We start from the raw sequence: 17,770 nt of genomic DNA, 5'->3' as shown, positions 1-17,770 counted from the left end.
ACACAAAGTGATTTAAATCATAAGTTTTTGTAAGTAAGGTGTATAGTGTTTTTTATTTAAAAGAGACTGTCTTTGGTTTAGCCAATTCGAAATTTTGAAAGCCAAAATCAGTAGTTTGAAAGGCATTAGTTCTAAAAACATTATCGCCTTCAAAGGGAATAGTAGGATAGTAGGAAATAGAAAATTGAAAAGCGCTAAAGACTAAGAAATCATTACTAATAATTACTCCAGCGCTAATTTTAGAGTATCCTTTGTTTTTTTGAGTAGAGCTTAAACTGTTTCCTAGAATAGCAATCGTGTAGTTTAAATAGGGATTAATCCTAAAACCTCCTATATCTTTGGGAGCGTAGGATTGTGTTTGTAAAGTAAGGATCATTTTATTGGTACCATAAATAGGACTATTGAATCCAGGGAGCCCAAAGTTTTCGTTTATGGTAAGCTGGTCAGCAGTAGTATTCATGCGGTTGATCCCTACAAGAAGTTGTGGTTTGATGAATTGCCTTATTTTCCAATTACCAATTCTCATTAAATGCGTAAAATAATTGGCCTGAAAAGAGATCGCAGTTTGCTCGGTTTTAGACTGGTTAAAGAAGGTTCCTAATTCTAAATTGGTACTTAAAAATCCCCATTTGTAATAGTTACCAAACGAAATTTGCCCACCTAGATAAGCACGCCAATCCTTGTTTTTGTACTGATATCCCGTTGTAATACCAAAAATTTGTCCAACAGGGACATCTTCGATAATTCCGTTTTTAAAAATATATTGGTCTTCAACGAACTCTCTATTATTGATTCCGATTCCTAGCAATATTGTTTTTTCATTCGAATAATAATGCAGTGGATCGTAAGCAACAGTTGGGCTTTCGATATAATTACGTGCTGTAAAGCCTGTTGTCAAAACTAGATTGGTTGTTTTATTGTTGATAGTGTCATCTTTGGAAATATTCATGGCTTTCCCCAGCCAAAAATCATGACTGCTGTATTTAAAATTTTGCTTAGCATATAATAAATCTAGCCCTTGAATAGTATCTCTTCTAAAAAGTTGTTCTAGAGCAATACCTCCAGCCCATTTTGTCAATGGCGAATAAAAAGGACGTTCGATTTCTATTTTTTTTGAATAGTTATTATCCAAGTCAATTTGGTAATTTAGACGTGTTTTAATAAATGTATTTTTGAAATTGGGAACAGTGTAGGCGAGCTCATTGGCATTTTTCCCATCGCTAAAGCGGTTTGTAAAGCGATAATCTAAGCGATGTCCAGAACCCAAAAAGTTGTTTTCATTGAGACCAGCTGCCACTCGCGATTCGGTTATTTCAAATTTAGGTACAGAACTCCATGAATCTAGCACACGTACATATACATCAACCGAATCATTGCCCTTGCCCACAAGTCGTTCAGTAATATTTACTCTATTCACAAAACGCTGTGCTCTTAAAATACGTTCCGATTCTTGAATTTCGAAGGCATCATAAGGTTTGTTTTTCTTGAATAGTAGCGCGTTTTTAACGGCGAATTCCTTCGTTTTTAGGTGTAAAGTATTACCGGCTCTTTCAGACCATTTAGAGGGAGTTTGCAAGGTATCTTTATCCGAGTAACCAAAGGGGTCAAGTGTAACAATTTTGATAGTACGGATGATTTTTCCATCAATACCTTCTAGGTGTTTTTGGATGGGTTCAGTTTTGGTACTTCTAACTTTCGAGGGTCTAAATATGACGCGATGCAGTAATTTAGTTATCGGATGCTTCTTAGAATAGGTTTGTATTTTTGTATACATAGCAGCACTATCTTTTTCCGTTTTTTTAATTTGGGAGAAAGAATTTTGATAGCTAATAACTAGCAAAAAAAATAGGACCATTCTATGTTTTGTACCCATTAATACATATTTAATTTAAGAAAGTAAATGTGGGTGTAACCGGCGTATTTGAAATGGTACCGAAGTCTTATTCAGCATTATTTTCATCGATTGTGTCATTTTCATTTGAAATGATAGGGTCTGATGAGACTTCAGTTTCAGCCTGCTGCTGTTCCCAGACTACATTTTTGGGTAAGTTATCGCTCATTAAATAGCCCCAAGGTTTTAATGACTCGATTTGATCAAAAATAATTTTTAGAATTGCCAAAATAGGAATAGCTAAAAACATTCCCGAAACGCCAGCTACCGCTCCGCCAATTATAATTCCTATGATCGATACAATGGCATTTATTTGTACTTTGGTATTGATGATTAAAGGAACGAGAATGTTATTGTCAATCAATTGAACGATAACATTCACTCCAATGACACCCACAATAATGGAAAGATCAGGCGTACCAGTTAAGGAAGCCAAAAAGGTTAAAACACCGGCAATTAAAATACCGATATACGGGATTAGGTTTAGTATTCCTGTAATGATACCTAATAAAATATAGTATTGCACACCAATAAAATAGAGTCCGATGCTGGTCAATATTGATACAACTATCATTTCTATAATCAGCCCAATAATATAATTTTGAATCGCTTCTTTTATTTGAATCAAAATAACGGACAAGGTATTGTGAAATTCTACACGAATTAATTGTATTAAAAACTGAACAAAATGCTTTCTATACAGTAAAATTAAAAAGATATAGATAGGAATTAGTGCAAGGTTCATGATGATATCAGTAACAGAAAGCAAGGTAGTGCCAATGCTTTCTTTTCCTTTTTTTACAGAGTTTTCAGTAACATCTTCTAAGTATTTTTTTTGTTCCCATAGGCTTACTTTAAAGTTGGTTCTAATATAGCCCTGAATGTCCGAGACGAAAATATTGATGTTTTTTCTAATCCCTTCAAAATCACTAGCAATATCACTAATTTGATAGGATATAAATGCTAATATCGCCATGATAGACAAAACGAAAAATAGGACAGTAATGGATACAGCTATGGCATTAGGCAGACGCATTTTTGAATTCAAAAAAGACGCTATTGGCAGTAAAAGAACAGCAAAAAGAAAGGCAAGCAAAACAGGGATTATGATACTTTCTCCAATAAAAAAGATGTAACCAATACTGATAATGCTTAGCAGTGTACAACTAAGGCGGATATAAAAAGGATATTGTACGGTGTTTTTCATACTTCAAATGGATTAAAAATAAACAATAAATGGCACTGTAATTTCTTAAATGTCCCACAAGCAAATGTGATGTTTTTTGTACAACTTACGATTATAGGTTTGATTTATTTTTTTATAGAATTGCCATATTTTATAGCAAATAATGGGGGATACTTTTTTAATCTGTAAAATCAATGTCTTCAAAGTGAGTTTTCATGATCGAAATTCCTTTTTGAAAAAGAAGGTTGTTAGGATAAATGATGATTTCTCCTTCTTTGGTGATCAGTGCAACATGAAAAGCTCTGATATCTTCAATTTCGGCAATAATTGGAAAATCTTTGTCATGAATGCGAATTACATCTCCAATTTTAAAAGGGAAAGAAAAAAACAAAATAATACCCGATGTGATATTACTTAATATAGACCATTGGGCAAACATCGCAACTCCTACAATTGTAGTAATGGATGAAACAGCAATAATGATATCCTTCGCCTGTACACCCCAAATTAAGGTTAGGGCAATGATCGCGAGAATAGTCGAGAGCAGGTTGATGTATTTTATCACCAGATTGGTGCGATGCTCAATGCGGTGCGTAATGGCAGCAAAACGACGTACCAACTTAGAAACTAAAATGCGCATCATAAAGTACACAAATAAAAGAATTCCAGTTTCAATTACTTCTCTTATAAAATCATTAAAAAAAGTCATAGCTAGGTGTTTTTAGGCTAAGTTACTCAAATATTCGTATACTTTATCAACGGGCATCCCCATTACATTGGCATACGAACCTTCAATTTTTGACACGCCTATAAAACCAATCCATTCTTGAATTCCATAAGCTCCTGCTTTATCATAAGGTTTGTAGTGATCAATGTAGTACAAGATAGCTTCGTCAGTGATGGCGTTAAAGGTTACTTTGGTCGTTTCTGTGATCACGTCTGTTTTGGCATTGGTCTTAAAACATACCGATGTGATTACTTCATGAGTATCATTAGACAAGGATTTTAAAATAGTAAATGCATCATCTTTATCCTTTGGCTTACCTAATGCTTTATTGTTATGCCAAACAATGGTATCGCTCGTGATTAAGATTTCATTGTCGGCTAATTCGCCATCAAAAGCAGTTGCTTTTAATTGTGCTAAATAGTCGGTAATTTGACCTGATTGCAATTCTAGAGGGAAAACCTCTTCAATTTCTTTTAATCGAATTTCAAAATCCAATTCTAAATCTTTGAAAAATTGTTGTCTTCTAGGAGAACCTGATGCGAGTATCAGCTTGTATTTATGCAGTTTATGTTGCAGCATTGTATTTTATATTTAGTGTAATAATTAATATAGACAAAATTCCAAAAAACAGGATCCACTTTAAAAGTGCACTCAGTTTTTTAAAATCATCTTTAGTAGTAGCGGTCCAAGTTTTGACTGTAAAAAAGATAATGGGCGCAAGAATAAATACTAAGGCATAAAAAGCTGTTATAAACAAATTATTAGCCATGAAATAATTGTTGATGTAATAAAGCAAAGCGATACAGGGAACGAAGCTCAATGCAAATACAAGTTTGGTGGTCATAGAGATCCCTAATACGATAGGCAGAGTTCTCATTCCTTGGCTATAATCGCCATCATAATCTTCTAAGTCTTTAATGATTTCTCGAATAAAATTAATGAAGAAAGCAAATATGGCATAATCAAGAATGATCGAAAAAAACACAGCTATAACTGGTTTATTAGAAGGGGTTACAACAGGATATAAGTCAAAAACACCAATGATTAAAATGCTAAAAGACAGTAATAATGCGACTAGAATATTGCCAATTACCATAATTTGTTTTAAGCTGGTAGCATAAATATAGAGTAGGGTAGCGATTAAAATAAAAACAACTGCAAATCCCGGTTTTTGAATGGAGTTTGAGATGTAAAAACCAATGGCTACACCCGAAACATTGAGCGCAACATACATATTATATGCTGCCGTTTCCGAAATAGTTTTACCTACAATTACGGCGTTTGGTTTGTTAGTAATATCAGTATCTTGATCAAAAATATTATTGATCACATAGCCTGCGGCTGCAATTAGAACGGTGCTTAATACGAGTAAGAAGTATTGCCAATCAGCTAGAGCCAAAGGGATATTTTGCAATTTCAAAAAACCATATCTAAAAACCATTTGCATAAAAGCAAGCATTAACAAGTTTTGAAATCGTATCAGTTTTAGAAAATTCATAGTTGTAGGTGTGGAATCAGATTGTTTTTATTCGAATTTATTTCAAATGCGTATCACAAAGTCAAACACGAATTAATCGTGTTGTCCATCAAAATAAGCCATCCATTTTCCTTGTACTTTCATCACTTGTTCAATGACATCACGAGCGGCTCCTTTTCCTCCATTTTTATGGGAGATGTAAGTCGAAATTGTTTTAATTTCTGGACTAGCGTCTTGAGGACAAGTAGGCAATCCTACTAATTTCATTACATGATAGTCAGGGATATCATCACCCATGTACAATACTTGCTCAGGGTTAATGTTGTATAATTCAGTATATTCTTTAAAAGTTTCTACTTTATCTGGTGTGCCTAAATGAATGTCTGTAATCCCTAAGTTGCGCAAGCGTACGCGAACACCTTCATTGCTTCCCCCTGATATAATACATACATTATAGCCACTTTCTACGGCTGCTTTCATGGCATAACCGTCACGAATATTCATGGTTCTTAATATTTCACCTTCGGTAGTTACAAATACAGAACTATCAGTAAGTACGCCATCAACATCAAATATAAATGTTGTAATATCATTCATTAATTCTTTATAACTTTTTGCCATTTTCTTGTATAGATTGTGTTAGTATTTTATAAATTTTAAGTTGATTTTCGTCCGTTAGCAAGTTTTCATGTGCAAGGATCGTGTTTTTATCGTCTCGTTTTGCAGGACCAGTTTGCGCTGCTGCAGGAGATAAACTGCTTATTTTTTGAGCGGTTTCCTCAATTAATGGTGCCAAGATTTCAAAAGGGACTTGATGTTCGTTGCAAATATCACTCCCTATTTGGTACAAATGATTGGTAAAATTATTCACAAAAACGGCTGCAACATGCAAGGCTTTTCGTTGCTCAGAATTAATAGGGAAAACTTTACCCGATATGAATTGCGCTACTTTTTCAAGTAATTTATAGTCAGTTGCCGTTTCGCTTTCCAAGCAAATTGGAATGGTTTTAAAATCGATTTCCTTGTTTTTAGTAAAAGTTTGCAAGGGGTAAAAAACTCCTCTTCGATTACTATTGTTTAATTTTCCCAAAGGAAAACTACCAGAACAGTGCACTACTAAACGATTTTTAAAAGGCAGTTGATTTGAAACAGCAGCAATTGCATCATCAGAAACGGCAATAATGTATAGGTCAGCATGGACTAATTGATTGTAATTAGTGGCAATTTTGGAAGATTCGATCAATCCATTTAAAGATGCCGCTTTGCGCGAAAAAACCTGAACCAAGTCGATTGGGTCTCCATTTTTTTGAGATTTTAAAAGTGCGTTTATCAAATGTTGCGCTACATTTCCAGAACCAATTATAATAACTTTAACCATTTGGCAAAATTAGCATTTTTTTTTAAAGACCATGCAACTATTCTGTGGATACATTTTGAACAAAAAAACCATAAAATACAATTGTTTACTTGCGATTAAAAGCCTTAATTTTTGATTAAATTAACAATTGTACAAATAAACAAGTCAACAATTTTAAGTACTTTTGTCGGACTTTTATAAAATCGTAATTCTTTACAAATGAATAAAAAATTATTCTCCTTTTTGTTTTCTACTCGACTTATGGCACTCCTTTTTATCTCATTTGCAATAGCAATGGGTGCAGGGACTTTCATCGAAAGTAAATACAATACAGATACAGCTCGAATTTTAATTTACAACAGTTGGTGGTTTGAGGTAATAATGGTGTTTTTTATGATCAATTTCATTGGAAATATAAAACGCTATCAATTATTGAAAAAAGAAAAATGGGCAACTTTAATGCTGCATTTAGCGTTTATATTTATTTTGTTAGGAGCTTTCGTAACTCGTTATATCAGCTATGAAGGAATGATGCCCATACGCGAAGGAGCGGCAGAAAATCAATTTTATTCCGATAAAACATTCCTTACCGTTTTTGTAGATGGTGAGTATAAAGGGGAAATGAAACGCCGTGTTTTTGAACAACCATTATTGTTATCGCCGGTTACTAATAATCATTTTTCAATTTCAGATAAATTTGCAGATACGCCATTTGAGGTAGAATATGAAAATTATATCATGGGGGCTAAGGAATATGTAAAACCAGATCCCAAAGGCGTTCAATACCTAAAATTAGTAGAAGCTGGTGATGGAGGTCGTGAAGAGCATTTCTTGAAATCAGGAGAGGTTCAAAATATTCACAATGTACTTTTTGCACTTAATAAACCTACTGAGGGCGCTATAAATATCAATACAACTGGCGCTGAATTTACGATTCAAACACCATTTGAAGGTAATTTTATGCGAATGGCTGATAAGCTTCAGGGTACAGTTACTAAGGATATTGTGCAACCATTAATGATGCGTTCGCTTTACAGCATTGGTGAAAAACGTTTTGTTTTTCCTGATCAACCAGTAAAAGGAGTAATTGCTTATGAGTCGAATAATGATTTTAAAGCAAAAACGCATGATGATGCTTTAGTAATAAAAGTAAAAGCCGAAGGACAAGAGAAAGAAGTTACCATTACAGGATCAAAAGGAAAAATAGGTGAGGCCAAAACAGTTAGAATTGGCGCTATCGATTATAGCTTTTTCTACGGTAGCAAAGCGTATGTATTGCCTTTTAAAGTAAAATTAAATGATTTTATCGCTCAAAAATATCCAGGAACAGAGAAAAGTTATTCCTCGTTTGAAAGTAAGGTAACTGTACAAGATAGTACAGGAAACTTTGACGCTAGAATTTTTATGAATAATGTACTAGATCATAGAGGTTATCGTTTCTTTCAATCCTCATTTGATCCAGATGAGAAAGGAACAGTTTTATCTGTAAACCATGATTTCTGGGGAACAGGAATTACCTATGCAGGATACTTTATGTTGTTTTTTGCAATGATGGCTATCATGTTTACAAAGCATTCTCGTTTTACAGATTTAAAAAGAAAATTAGAAGTGGTAAAAACTAAAAAATCGAAACTGCTTACTATTCTTGTATTGATGATAAGTATGAGTGGTTTTTCACAGGCACACAATCATGATCATGATGCAAACGGAAATCATGCAGATCATGCAGAGGGAACTGCACACACCAGAGTGGCACCTACTGAAAAACAATTGGATTCATTGTTAAATAAATTCAAGGTTAAAGAAGAGCATGCGGCTAAATTTGGACGTTTAGTGATTCAGGATGCTGGCGGAAGAATGAAACCCGTAAACACTTTCTCATCCGAGTTATTAAGAAAGGTGAGTCATTCTAACTCTTATAAAGGAATGAATCCGGATCAAGTTTTCTTATCCATGTCGCAATATGCACAATTGTGGATTGAGATTCCCTTAATCTATTTAAGAGAAGGAAATGATAGTATTCGTAAAATAATAGGAGTAGATTCAAAAATTGTTAATGCTCCGTTTATAGCTTTCTTTGACGAAAAAGGAAATTATAAATTATCTCCTTATTTAGATGCTGCTTACAAGGCAGCAAATCCCAATCAGTTTGAAAAAGACTTTATTGAGACCGACAAGAAAGTAAATTTAATGGAATCGGCCTTGAGCGGAAGAATATTAAAGATTTTTCCAATCCCTAATGATCCTACAAATAAATGGGTTTCATCATTAGAGCTAGGCGAAGCAGGATTAAAAGGGATGGATTCTACGTATACTAAGAGCGTTTTGCCTTTGTATTTTGGCTCTTTAAATAACGCTTCGGTATCAGGTAACTATAAAAATGCGGATGATTTAGTCGAAAGTTTAAATGGTTTTCAGAAAAAATTTGGAGCCAAAGTAAGGCCAAGTGAGGATAAAATTGATTTAGAAATTATGTATAATAAATACGACATACTTCCTAAATTGTTTTTTTGTTATGCTCTAGGTGGAATTTTCATGTTGATATTTACGTTGTTCAGTATTTTCTTTGATAAAAAGTTTTTACGGGTTACTGTAAATGGTTTTCATATTCTTATAGGTGTCTTTTTTGCTTTGCATACCATAGCATTAATTGCCCGTTGGTATATTTCAGGTCATGCACCATGGAGTAATGCGTATGAGGCTATAATATATGTTGCTTGGGCAACCATGTTTTTTGGATTGGCATTTGACAGAAAATCTAAATTGACGGTAGCTTCTGCTTCTTTCGTTACTTCAATGATTTTTATGGCAGCGTATGCTAACTGGTTAGACCCAGAAATTGCTAATCTGCAACCTGTACTTAATTCATACTGGTTAATGATTCACGTAGCTGTTATTGTGGCCAGCTACGGACCATTTGCATTAGGAATGATTCTAGGATTTGTTTCTTTATTACTGATCTTTTTTACCAATGAAAAGAACAAGGCTAAGATGGATTTAAATATTCAAGAAATTACCTATATCAATGAAATGGCATTGACAATCGGTCTAATTATGCTTACTATAGGGAACTTCTTAGGAGGTCAATGGGCCAACGAAAGTTGGGGTCGTTACTGGGGATGGGACCCAAAAGAGACTTGGGCATTGATCAGCATCATGGTTTATGCGTTTGTAATTCATGCCCGTTTTGTACCAGCGTTAAGAGGGAAATGGATTTTTAACCTGATGAGTATGTTTGCTTTTGTATCGATCTTATTTACGTATTATGGAGTGAACTTTCATTTAGTAGGTTTGCATTCCTACGCTAGCGGAGAAGCACATTCATTAAGTTGGATTTGGTATTCACTAGGAAGCATCAGTTTTATAGGAGCTATGGCCTACCCAAAATACCGAAAATACTATAAAAAATAATAGCTAATTTTTGCTAAGATAAAAGAGAAGGTCCAACTGTTATGTTGGGCCTTTTTTTTGCTTTAGAGCTAAATAGTGCAATATTTACAATGTTTTTTTGGTAAGAAAAAAACACATCAACTAGTTTAATCATGTATTTAATCGATTATTTTTGCTTTTAATCTTGTTTTGTGATAAATCTTGTTTACTTTTAAAATATCAATTAGTATTAATTTAAGAGTATTCAGGATGAAATATTTGTTGTTGTTTTTCTGGTCGTCTGTTTTTTATGGACAGGTACTGCACCATGAAATGATTGCCACGCAGGGCGAATCAAAAACCTTAGACAATGGGCTGGTTATTAGTCAAACAATAGGGCAGCAGAGTACTATAGGTAATTATAGTAAAGAGTTTACAGTAATGCAAGGGTTTCAACAAAGTCTATGGAGTAGCTATATTGCTAGTAATGCACTGGACTTGATCGCGACTAAGACTTATCCTAATCCCTGTATCACCACAATTAGTTTTGAGTTTTCTAAGACTATCTCAACTATGATTACAGTTCATGTTTTTGATTTAGGTGGACGACTAGTTTTTAGTGGAGAGAAAAAAGCGGATGAAGCAATACTAAGCGTTGATTTATCACAGTTGATACCCTCACCATATTTAGTCCATTTATACACTGATACCTTCAGCTATTATACAAAAATTATAAAACTATGATAAAAAATTACGCTTCCTTTCTGTTTACATTTCGACATTTTTTTTACTTTTTTCAGCTTATAGATAGTTATGATTCTTTCATAATAAATAGACTCTTATACATTAAAGAGTAAAATATTGATGCTCCAAATGTGGGGTTATCAAGCTGTTTTAGGAACATGAAGTTCCATTAGTATCCATTTATTTTTTTGATTTTTAACTAATTTCTTACAATATGAAAAAATTATACATCATTTTACTATTCTTTGTAATGGCTAGTAATTATGCACAAACAAAGGGCATTACGTACCAAGCTGTAATTATGAATACGCAAGGAAACCAGTCGGCTGCAGCAGGAACGCGCAATGTTCCTTTGGCGAATCAAAGTATTTGTATGCTTTTCAAATTTGTAGATGAATTTTCGGATGTTGAATATCAGGAAACAATTCAAACCCAAACAGATCAATTTGGGATGGTTAATTTAATCATAGGATCAGGAAATCAAACGGGAGGCTATGCAAGTTCTTTTAAAACAATAGTTTGGAACTCTTTGAATAAAAATTTAGTAGTAAGCATCAACGCCCAAGGCAGTTGTTCTACTTACGTAGAGATTAGCAATCAGCCGTTTCATTATGTTCCTTTTTCATTATTTGCTCAAAATGCCGAAAATATCAATGGTGTCGTTGCTATAGAAAATGGAGGAACCAATGCGACTACTGTGATAGACGCGAGAACTAACTTGGAAGTTAACAACGTAGATAATACCACAGATTTAGAAAAACCGATTAGTAAATTAGCTCAATTATCGTTGGATACTAAAGAAATTCTTGCGAATAAGAGTGTAGATGTTGCTGTTGATGGAGCCTCAAATACAAAATATCCAACAGTCAAAGCGGTTAAAGATTACGTAGATGCACAAGAGAACACAATTGCATTAACAACTGAAATTAACAATAGAATTGCTGCGGATTTGACTAAAGCCAATCTAGCTTCGCCCACTTTCACAGGAACAGTGGCGGGGATTGATAAAACAATGGTAGGATTATCTAATGTAGATAACACAGCTGATGCTGATAAACCAGTTTCTGCGGCAACGCAAACGGCATTAGACTTAAAAGTCGATAAAGCAGTAGGCAAAGGATTGTCATCAGAAGATTATTCGACAGTAGAAAAAACGAAATTAGCAGCCATTACGGGAACTAATACTGGAGACCAAGATTTGAGTGGTTATGCTACTAACACAGATTTAGCTTCAAAAGTAGATAAAGTGGCTGGTAAAGGTTTGTCCACAGAAGATTATTCGACAGTAGAAAAAACGAAATTAGCAGCCATTACGGGAACTAATACCGGAGACCAAGATTTGAGTGGTTTTGCAACCAACTATAATTTAGATTTAAAAGCCAATCTAGCTTCACCCACTTTTACAGGAACAGTAGCGGGGATTGATAAAACGATGGTAGGATTACCTAATGTAGATAACACAGCTGATGCTGATAAACCAGTTTCTGCGTACACGCAAACGGCTTTAGACTTAAAAGTAGATAAAGTAGTAGGCAAAGGATTATCATCAGAAGATTATTCGATAGTAGAAAAAACGAAATTAGCAGCTATTACGGGCACTAATACCGGGGATCAAGATTTAAGCGGTTATGCCACAAATACCAATTTGGATTTAAAAGTTGATAAAGAGGGAGACAAAGGATTGTCAACAGAAGATTATTCGACAGTAGAAAAAACGAAATTAGCAGCCATTACGGGAACTAATACCGGAGACCAGGATTTAAGCGGTTATGCCACGAATAGCAATTTGGATTTAAAAGCCAATCTAGCTTCACCCACTTTTACAGGAACAGTAACAGCGACATCTTTTAAAGTTGAAGACGGAACAGCTTCTCAGTTTTTGAAAGCAGATGGGACTCTCGATGGTTCTACTTATTTAACTTCAACTGCAGGAACAAATTTTGTTGACTTAACATTCAATCAAACGATCTCAGGTGAAAAAACATTTAACAATGATATTACTGCGAATGGTCTTACTATAGGGAAAGGTTTAGGACAAAATGATCAAAATACAGCTGTTGGTTCAGGAGCTTTAGGTTCTAGTAATGCTGATGGAACTCGTAACACTGCAATAGGTTTTTTTGCGATGAAAGAGTACATAGGAACTTCTTTTGACAACAATACAGCTGTAGGATATTTTAATATGATTGGGCTAACGACTGGTGGTGGTAATACATCAATAGGAGCCGAAACTATGTTTCATATAGCATCAGGAAATAACAATACAGGAATTGGAAATCAATCATTGATTGATATTGAAGGAGATAATAATGTAGGAGTTGGTAAGCGCGCTGGAGATGGATTAGTTTCAGGATCTAATAATACCTTTTTAGGTACAGATTCTAGAACGACATCTATAGGAAGTTCTATATCAAATGCTACTGCAATAGGTTACGGAGCTATTGTAGAAACAGATAATACTATTCAGTTAGGGAATACAGATGTCAATTTAATAAATACGAGTGCTAATGTAGCTGCTGCTTCTTATATAAAATTAGGAGGAACTTCCTCTCAATATTTAATGGCTGATGGAAGTGTCTTAGCTGTCCAAGTTTCTGCTGTTGAAATAGCAGATGAGTTTTCTGCTACTGCTGAGCAAACTGATTTTAATTTATCAAAAGCACCATCAGGGAACTGTAAAGTTAAAATGTTTGTGAATGGAATAAGAGTTAGTAATGCATCATATAGTTGGGCGGGTACTGTTTTGACTTATAATTCTATAAATAATGGTGGTTATGATTTATCGCTAAATGACAGAATTCAGTTTGACTATTACACTGAAACACCATAAACAATTGATTACAATAAATAACATTGTGTAGAATCAGTATAAAATAATTAGTACCATTAAATACAATAGGGATGTATAAAATTATAAAATTAATAATAGCATTGTTTGTTATTACAAATGCTTACTCTGCTGTTCCGAATAATGTAACCGTTACAAATTTGAGCGATGATGGAAGTATTGGTAGTTTAAGATGGGCCATAAGTTCAGCAAATGCGGATATAGATATAAATCAGATTGATTTTAGTCCGGGTTTAACTGGAACGATTACATTGACTTCTAATTTGCCTACTATTACAAGTAATTTAACTATTATAGGGCCGGGAGTCCTAGATTTAACCTTATCTGGGAATGATTTATATAAAATGTTTGTTGTAAATAATGGTTCAGCTTTGACGATATCAGGAATTACTTTTACAGCTAATGCCTCTTTTAGTGGTTCGATTTTTAGAGCAGACAACAATAATTCATCTATAACTGCGACCGCAATTAATGTTGTGAACAATACTAGATCATATGCTTTCTATACTAATAACCCTTCGACAATAACGATCTCTAATGCTACATTTACAAATAATAGTGGTACATTATTTGGGAGTGACTATGGTTCTGCTCCAAATACTACATCTGATATTGTAACTGATTACACCAACAGAATCACTGTTACTGGCTCTACATTCGCTAGCAATACAGGTATCATTTTTCAAACTCAAAGATATGTTAAAATTGATGATTGTATTTTTACTGACAATACACAACCGATAGGTTATTTTTATGGGGTAAATAGGTACCAGGTATTAAATTCTACTTTTACAAATAACACTGGCTGGACATTATTTTATTTTAGCAGTTGGATAGGGGATACTCCTTCTTTTGGGGCAGGTACTTTATCAGCAAACAACACCCTTTTTGAAGGAAACACTTTTACTGGAAATACAGGTACTGTTATTAATCCTGGAGGCAGTGATAAATATGATAGTAAAACAACTATTACTAACAATGTTTTTAGCAATAATGGAACTAGTTATACAGGAACACCAGCAGTAGTAAGCAATAATACTTTAGATAACTTTATCTCATCTGTCACCCACGCTGTAGTAGAAAGTACGTTAATCGTTACCATGCGTAGACCAGTTTTTAATACAAATACTGGAAGTGGTACCCTAGAAGTGAGTGATTTTGATTTAGAGTTAACAGGCGGTAATGCTACCCTAATCTCTTCAACGCCTACTAGTATTAGTGTTGATGGGAATGTTTATACTTTAGGAATTCCGATTTCAGGTGAAATTTCGGGAGCAGAAATGATAACTGTTAAGCCTGTTATCAATTCTATTTATGATGGTTCCTTTAATGTTGCTGGAACAACGCAGCAAAATAATAGTATTAATCTAAAATTTTTAGATGATGATGCCGATGGCGTTTCTAATTTTTTAGATCTCTGTCCCAACACCTCAGCTGGTGTCCGAGTTTATCCCTATAATGGTTGTGAGGATACTACTTATCCCTTTATAACTTACTTTAATTATGGATCAACTTTAAAATATCCTTCTAATTTCGTTTCAACTACCGATCATACTTTATACTATACTAGTTATGATAGCAATTGGAATTCTTCAATAGGCAAGTTGACTCCTGAAAAAGTAATTTCGACCTTATTTACTCCAATAAATGGTTATGTTCAAAGTTTGACCACAGACACTTACAATAATTTATACTTTGTTCATTATGATTTCGATACCAGCTTATATGAAATAAGGAAAATTACTCCAGATGGAACAACATCAGTACTACTAACTACTAATGATGAGTATTTGCAAAATTTGACAACAGACATATTAGGTAATATATATGTTGTACAAAATAACAATTCAAGCAATTTACGAGAACTAAAAAAAATCACTATTGATGGAACAGTGACCATTTTAGCTAGCGATACTGAAGGCTATTTTCAAAATTTAATAGGGGATGCTTTTGGTACTATGTATTTTGTTAATACTAATTATAATACTAATTCAAGGATTATAAAAAAAATTGCTACTGACGGTAGCATTACTGAACTCTACACTACAAATGAATATATTGAAAACCTGAAAATAGATACTCTAGGCAATTTATACTTTGTGAACTATAATCCAACTAACAATTCGTACGATCTAAAAAAGTTGATATCGACAGGAACAATATCAAATCTGTATGTTTATGGTAGCAATATATATCCTCAAAGTTTAGCAGTAGATGCCATGAACAATTTATACTTTGTGATATATAATGGTAATACAGGTCAACAACAAATTAATTCGATAACTCCAGAGGGGATTATTGTTTCCTATGGCGAATTTACAGGAAATGAATTATACAATGATAGAAACGGAACTATCTATTTTAATGACAATGAGAGTCGAAAAATAATAGGAACCAAATCAGTGCAACTGACACCTATGCTATCTAACTTTGATGCTATGACCAAGTATTATTTTGATGGTTCGTTCCAAATTGTATCTCCTAGTACAGATAGTGCAGGAAACTTTACTTTTGTTAGTAGTAATACTGATGTAGCAACAATTAGTGGTACTACAGTTACGATAGTTGGCGCAGGTTTGACTACAATAACGGCTACTCAGGCTAGTGATGCTTTGTATTTAACAAATTCTATAAGTGCAGACTTAACTGTATCTACAACTACAGTTGTTACAAAAAATGGTAAGACATCTAATTCAAACTTGAATTATGTTAATAAAAATGGAGCAGTAGGAAGCAGTAACGGACTGGGTGTTAATGGTGAATCAAAAAAGACTAAATCCAATTAGAATTTGATGCTCAATTTTGAATAGAATACAATATCCAATAAAATATAAAAATGAAGTAAGAATTTCTTTCAATAATAAAAGGTTCAACTAGTACTAGTTGAACCTTTTAAGTTTTTTTAGAGATACACTATCCCGCCTTGATAATCTCAGCCACCGCAGCTTCGTAATTCCGAATGCTATTGGCTTTCTTTATTTTTTTGTGCACCTTATGTGGATTTGAAAAAATAACCGAAAAGTACTCCCATAAATGGTGCATTTTCAGCAAAATATGAGTCGTTCCTGATAAAGATTCACTGTAGCCAGCATATAAGGTTTCGTGGAATTCACTAAACAATTCCATTTTGTTTTTAGGATATTCAGTCGTATTGCTTTTAATCATGCTAGGCAAAAAAGGATCAGCAATCAAACCACGACCGATCATCCAGTGGTCAATAGTAGGGAAACGAGCTTGCATCTCATGAAACTTAGCTACTGATGTGATGTCACCATTGTAATATAGTTTTACTTTGCTTTGATCTATACAAGTTTGAAAAGCATCTAGATGTACACCACCTTTGTACAATTGTTTTCCTAGTCGTGCATGTATAGCTACATTTTTCACAGCATATTTTTCTAAAATAGGCAATACATCTAGGATTTCCTCTGTAGTTTCATACCCTAAGCGCATTTTCATCGAAACGATAATATCCGATTCGTTTTGCACTTTATGTAAAATCTGTTCGATTTTTTCGGTGTTCTTAATTAATCCAGATCCCATACCGCATTTAGTAACCATAGGGTAAGGACAACCTAAATTCCAGTTTAACTCCTTATAGCCTAATTCCTGAACATATTTAGAAACAAACAAAAATTCATCGGCATCATTGGTAATAATTTGCGGAATAACTTCTAACGATGAATTGTTCTCGGGCAATAAATCACGCTGATAAGAAGACTTAATAACGAGTTTTCCGTTCAAGCGAATGTAGGGTGCATAAAAAGTATCAATTCCGCCAAAAATTTTGTTCTGTGCATTTCTAAAACGGAAATCTGTAAATCCTTGTAAAGGAGAGGAAAGTAGGGTATAGCTCATCTAATATTTAAAAATGCAAATATAAGATACTTTAGAGAGTTATGGTTTCATTTAACAATAATGTTATTTAAAGCGGTTTTAAGTATTTTTAAGGAAGTAGTATAGCGACTATAAAGCATAAAAAAAACCAGACTTTCTAATGAAAATCTGGTTTGATCATTATTATATGTTTTAACCTATTGGTGTATTTAGTATAAAATATAGTAATCTCCTAAATATAAAATGGAACCACATAGTAATACCAAACGCATTTATTGTATAGACCAAATATTGTCTAAAAAAACATAGCTATAACCACAGATACTCATGACCT

General features: G+C 33.8%; 12 protein-coding genes. 4 read left to right on the top strand and 8 right to left on the bottom strand.

Features of this window, described 5'->3' with window-relative positions; all coding sequences use genetic code 11:
• Positions 1-52: 52 nt before the first annotated feature.
• The 7 genes from H8R24_RS10725 to H8R24_RS10695 all read right to left on the bottom strand — a co-directional run bounded on the left by H8R24_RS10725 (position 53) and on the right by H8R24_RS10695 (position 6,659).
• Positions 53-1,774, bottom strand: a complete 1,722-nt coding sequence (locus tag H8R24_RS10725; protein ID WP_225876807.1) for a hypothetical protein — start codon at positions 1,772-1,774, stop codon at positions 53-55.
• Between the two features lie 166 nt (positions 1,775-1,940).
• Entirely contained in the window at positions 1,941-3,098 is a 1,158-nt protein-coding gene (locus tag H8R24_RS10720; protein ID WP_187018846.1) for an AI-2E family transporter, read from the bottom strand.
• Between the two features lie 157 nt (positions 3,099-3,255).
• Positions 3,256-3,786, bottom strand: coding sequence for a mechanosensitive ion channel domain-containing protein (locus H8R24_RS10715; protein ID WP_187018844.1), 531 nt, complete (start codon positions 3,784-3,786; stop codon positions 3,256-3,258).
• Positions 3,787-3,798: 12 nt separating this feature from the next.
• Positions 3,799-4,383, bottom strand: a complete 585-nt coding sequence (locus tag H8R24_RS10710) for a Maf-like protein (RefSeq protein ID WP_187018842.1) — start codon at positions 4,381-4,383, stop codon at positions 3,799-3,801.
• Entirely contained in the window at positions 4,370-5,302 is a 933-nt protein-coding gene (locus H8R24_RS10705) for a geranylgeranylglycerol-phosphate geranylgeranyltransferase (RefSeq protein WP_187018840.1), read from the bottom strand. Before H8R24_RS10705 ends, H8R24_RS10710 begins: the two co-directional genes overlap by 14 nt.
• Positions 5,303-5,374: 72 nt before the next feature.
• Positions 5,375-5,902, bottom strand: a complete 528-nt coding sequence (locus H8R24_RS10700; RefSeq protein WP_187018839.1) for a KdsC family phosphatase — start codon at positions 5,900-5,902, stop codon at positions 5,375-5,377.
• Positions 5,886-6,659, bottom strand: coding sequence for a Rossmann-like and DUF2520 domain-containing protein (locus H8R24_RS10695; RefSeq protein WP_187018837.1), 774 nt, complete (start codon positions 6,657-6,659; stop codon positions 5,886-5,888). The genes H8R24_RS10700 and H8R24_RS10695 overlap by 17 nt, the downstream gene beginning before the upstream one ends.
• A gap of 198 nt (positions 6,660-6,857) precedes the next feature.
• On the opposite strand from H8R24_RS10695, the gene ccsA reads away from it, so the two are divergent.
• The 4 genes from ccsA to H8R24_RS10675 all read left to right on the top strand — a co-directional run bounded on the left by ccsA (position 6,858) and on the right by H8R24_RS10675 (position 16,385).
• Positions 6,858-10,049 (top strand): cytochrome c biogenesis protein CcsA, encoded by a 3,192-nt coding sequence (gene ccsA / locus H8R24_RS10690; protein ID WP_187018835.1) that lies wholly within the window; start codon positions 6,858-6,860, stop codon positions 10,047-10,049.
• A 228-nt stretch (positions 10,050-10,277) separates the two neighbouring features.
• Positions 10,278-10,751 carry a T9SS type A sorting domain-containing protein gene (locus H8R24_RS10685; protein ID WP_187018833.1) on the top strand — a complete coding sequence of 158 codons (474 nt, stop codon included), beginning with the start codon at positions 10,278-10,280 and terminating at the stop codon, positions 10,749-10,751.
• Positions 10,752-10,965: 214 nt separating this feature from the next.
• Positions 10,966-13,581, top strand: coding sequence for a hypothetical protein (locus tag H8R24_RS10680; RefSeq protein ID WP_187018831.1), 2,616 nt, complete (start codon positions 10,966-10,968; stop codon positions 13,579-13,581).
• Between the two features lie 71 nt (positions 13,582-13,652).
• Entirely contained in the window at positions 13,653-16,385 is a 2,733-nt protein-coding gene (locus H8R24_RS10675; protein WP_187018830.1) for a right-handed parallel beta-helix repeat-containing protein, read from the top strand.
• A gap of 127 nt (positions 16,386-16,512) precedes the next feature.
• On the opposite strand, the gene H8R24_RS10670 is transcribed toward H8R24_RS10675, so the two are convergent.
• The gene (locus H8R24_RS10670; RefSeq protein ID WP_187018828.1) at positions 16,513-17,457 is read right to left on the bottom strand and encodes a tRNA dihydrouridine synthase; all 945 of its coding nucleotides are present in this window, start codon (positions 17,455-17,457) and stop codon (positions 16,513-16,515) included.
• Positions 17,458-17,770: the final 313 nt, after the last annotated feature.

Source organism: Flavobacterium muglaense (genome assembly GCF_014305155.1).
Taxonomy (GTDB): domain Bacteria; phylum Bacteroidota; class Bacteroidia; order Flavobacteriales; family Flavobacteriaceae; genus Flavobacterium; species Flavobacterium muglaense.
Note: the sequence above shows the minus strand (reverse complement) of the source record. Positions and strands in the feature narration are given on the sequence as shown.

Excerpts from the sequence above, each read along its gene's own strand:
- H8R24_RS10725 (WP_225876807.1), bottom strand. The coding sequence starts at position 1,774 with ATGTATACAAAAATACAAACCTATTCTAAGAAGCATCCGATAACTAAA.
- H8R24_RS10720 (WP_187018846.1), bottom strand. The coding sequence starts at position 3,098 with ATGAAAAACACCGTACAATATCCTTTTTATATCCGCCTTAGTTGTACA.
- H8R24_RS10715 (WP_187018844.1), bottom strand. The coding sequence starts at position 3,786 with ATGACTTTTTTTAATGATTTTATAAGAGAAGTAATTGAAACTGGAATT.
- H8R24_RS10710 (WP_187018842.1), bottom strand. The coding sequence starts at position 4,383 with ATGCTGCAACATAAACTGCATAAATACAAGCTGATACTCGCATCAGGT.
- H8R24_RS10705 (WP_187018840.1), bottom strand. The coding sequence starts at position 5,302 with ATGAATTTTCTAAAACTGATACGATTTCAAAACTTGTTAATGCTTGCT.
- H8R24_RS10700 (WP_187018839.1), bottom strand. The coding sequence starts at position 5,902 with ATGGCAAAAAGTTATAAAGAATTAATGAATGATATTACAACATTTATA.
- H8R24_RS10695 (WP_187018837.1), bottom strand. The coding sequence starts at position 6,659 with ATGGTTAAAGTTATTATAATTGGTTCTGGAAATGTAGCGCAACATTTG.
- ccsA (WP_187018835.1), top strand. The coding sequence starts at position 6,858 with ATGAATAAAAAATTATTCTCCTTTTTGTTTTCTACTCGACTTATGGCA.
- H8R24_RS10685 (WP_187018833.1), top strand. The coding sequence starts at position 10,278 with ATGAAATATTTGTTGTTGTTTTTCTGGTCGTCTGTTTTTTATGGACAG.
- H8R24_RS10680 (WP_187018831.1), top strand. The coding sequence starts at position 10,966 with ATGAAAAAATTATACATCATTTTACTATTCTTTGTAATGGCTAGTAAT.
- H8R24_RS10675 (WP_187018830.1), top strand. The coding sequence starts at position 13,653 with ATGTATAAAATTATAAAATTAATAATAGCATTGTTTGTTATTACAAAT.
- H8R24_RS10670 (WP_187018828.1), bottom strand. The coding sequence starts at position 17,457 with ATGAGCTATACCCTACTTTCCTCTCCTTTACAAGGATTTACAGATTTC.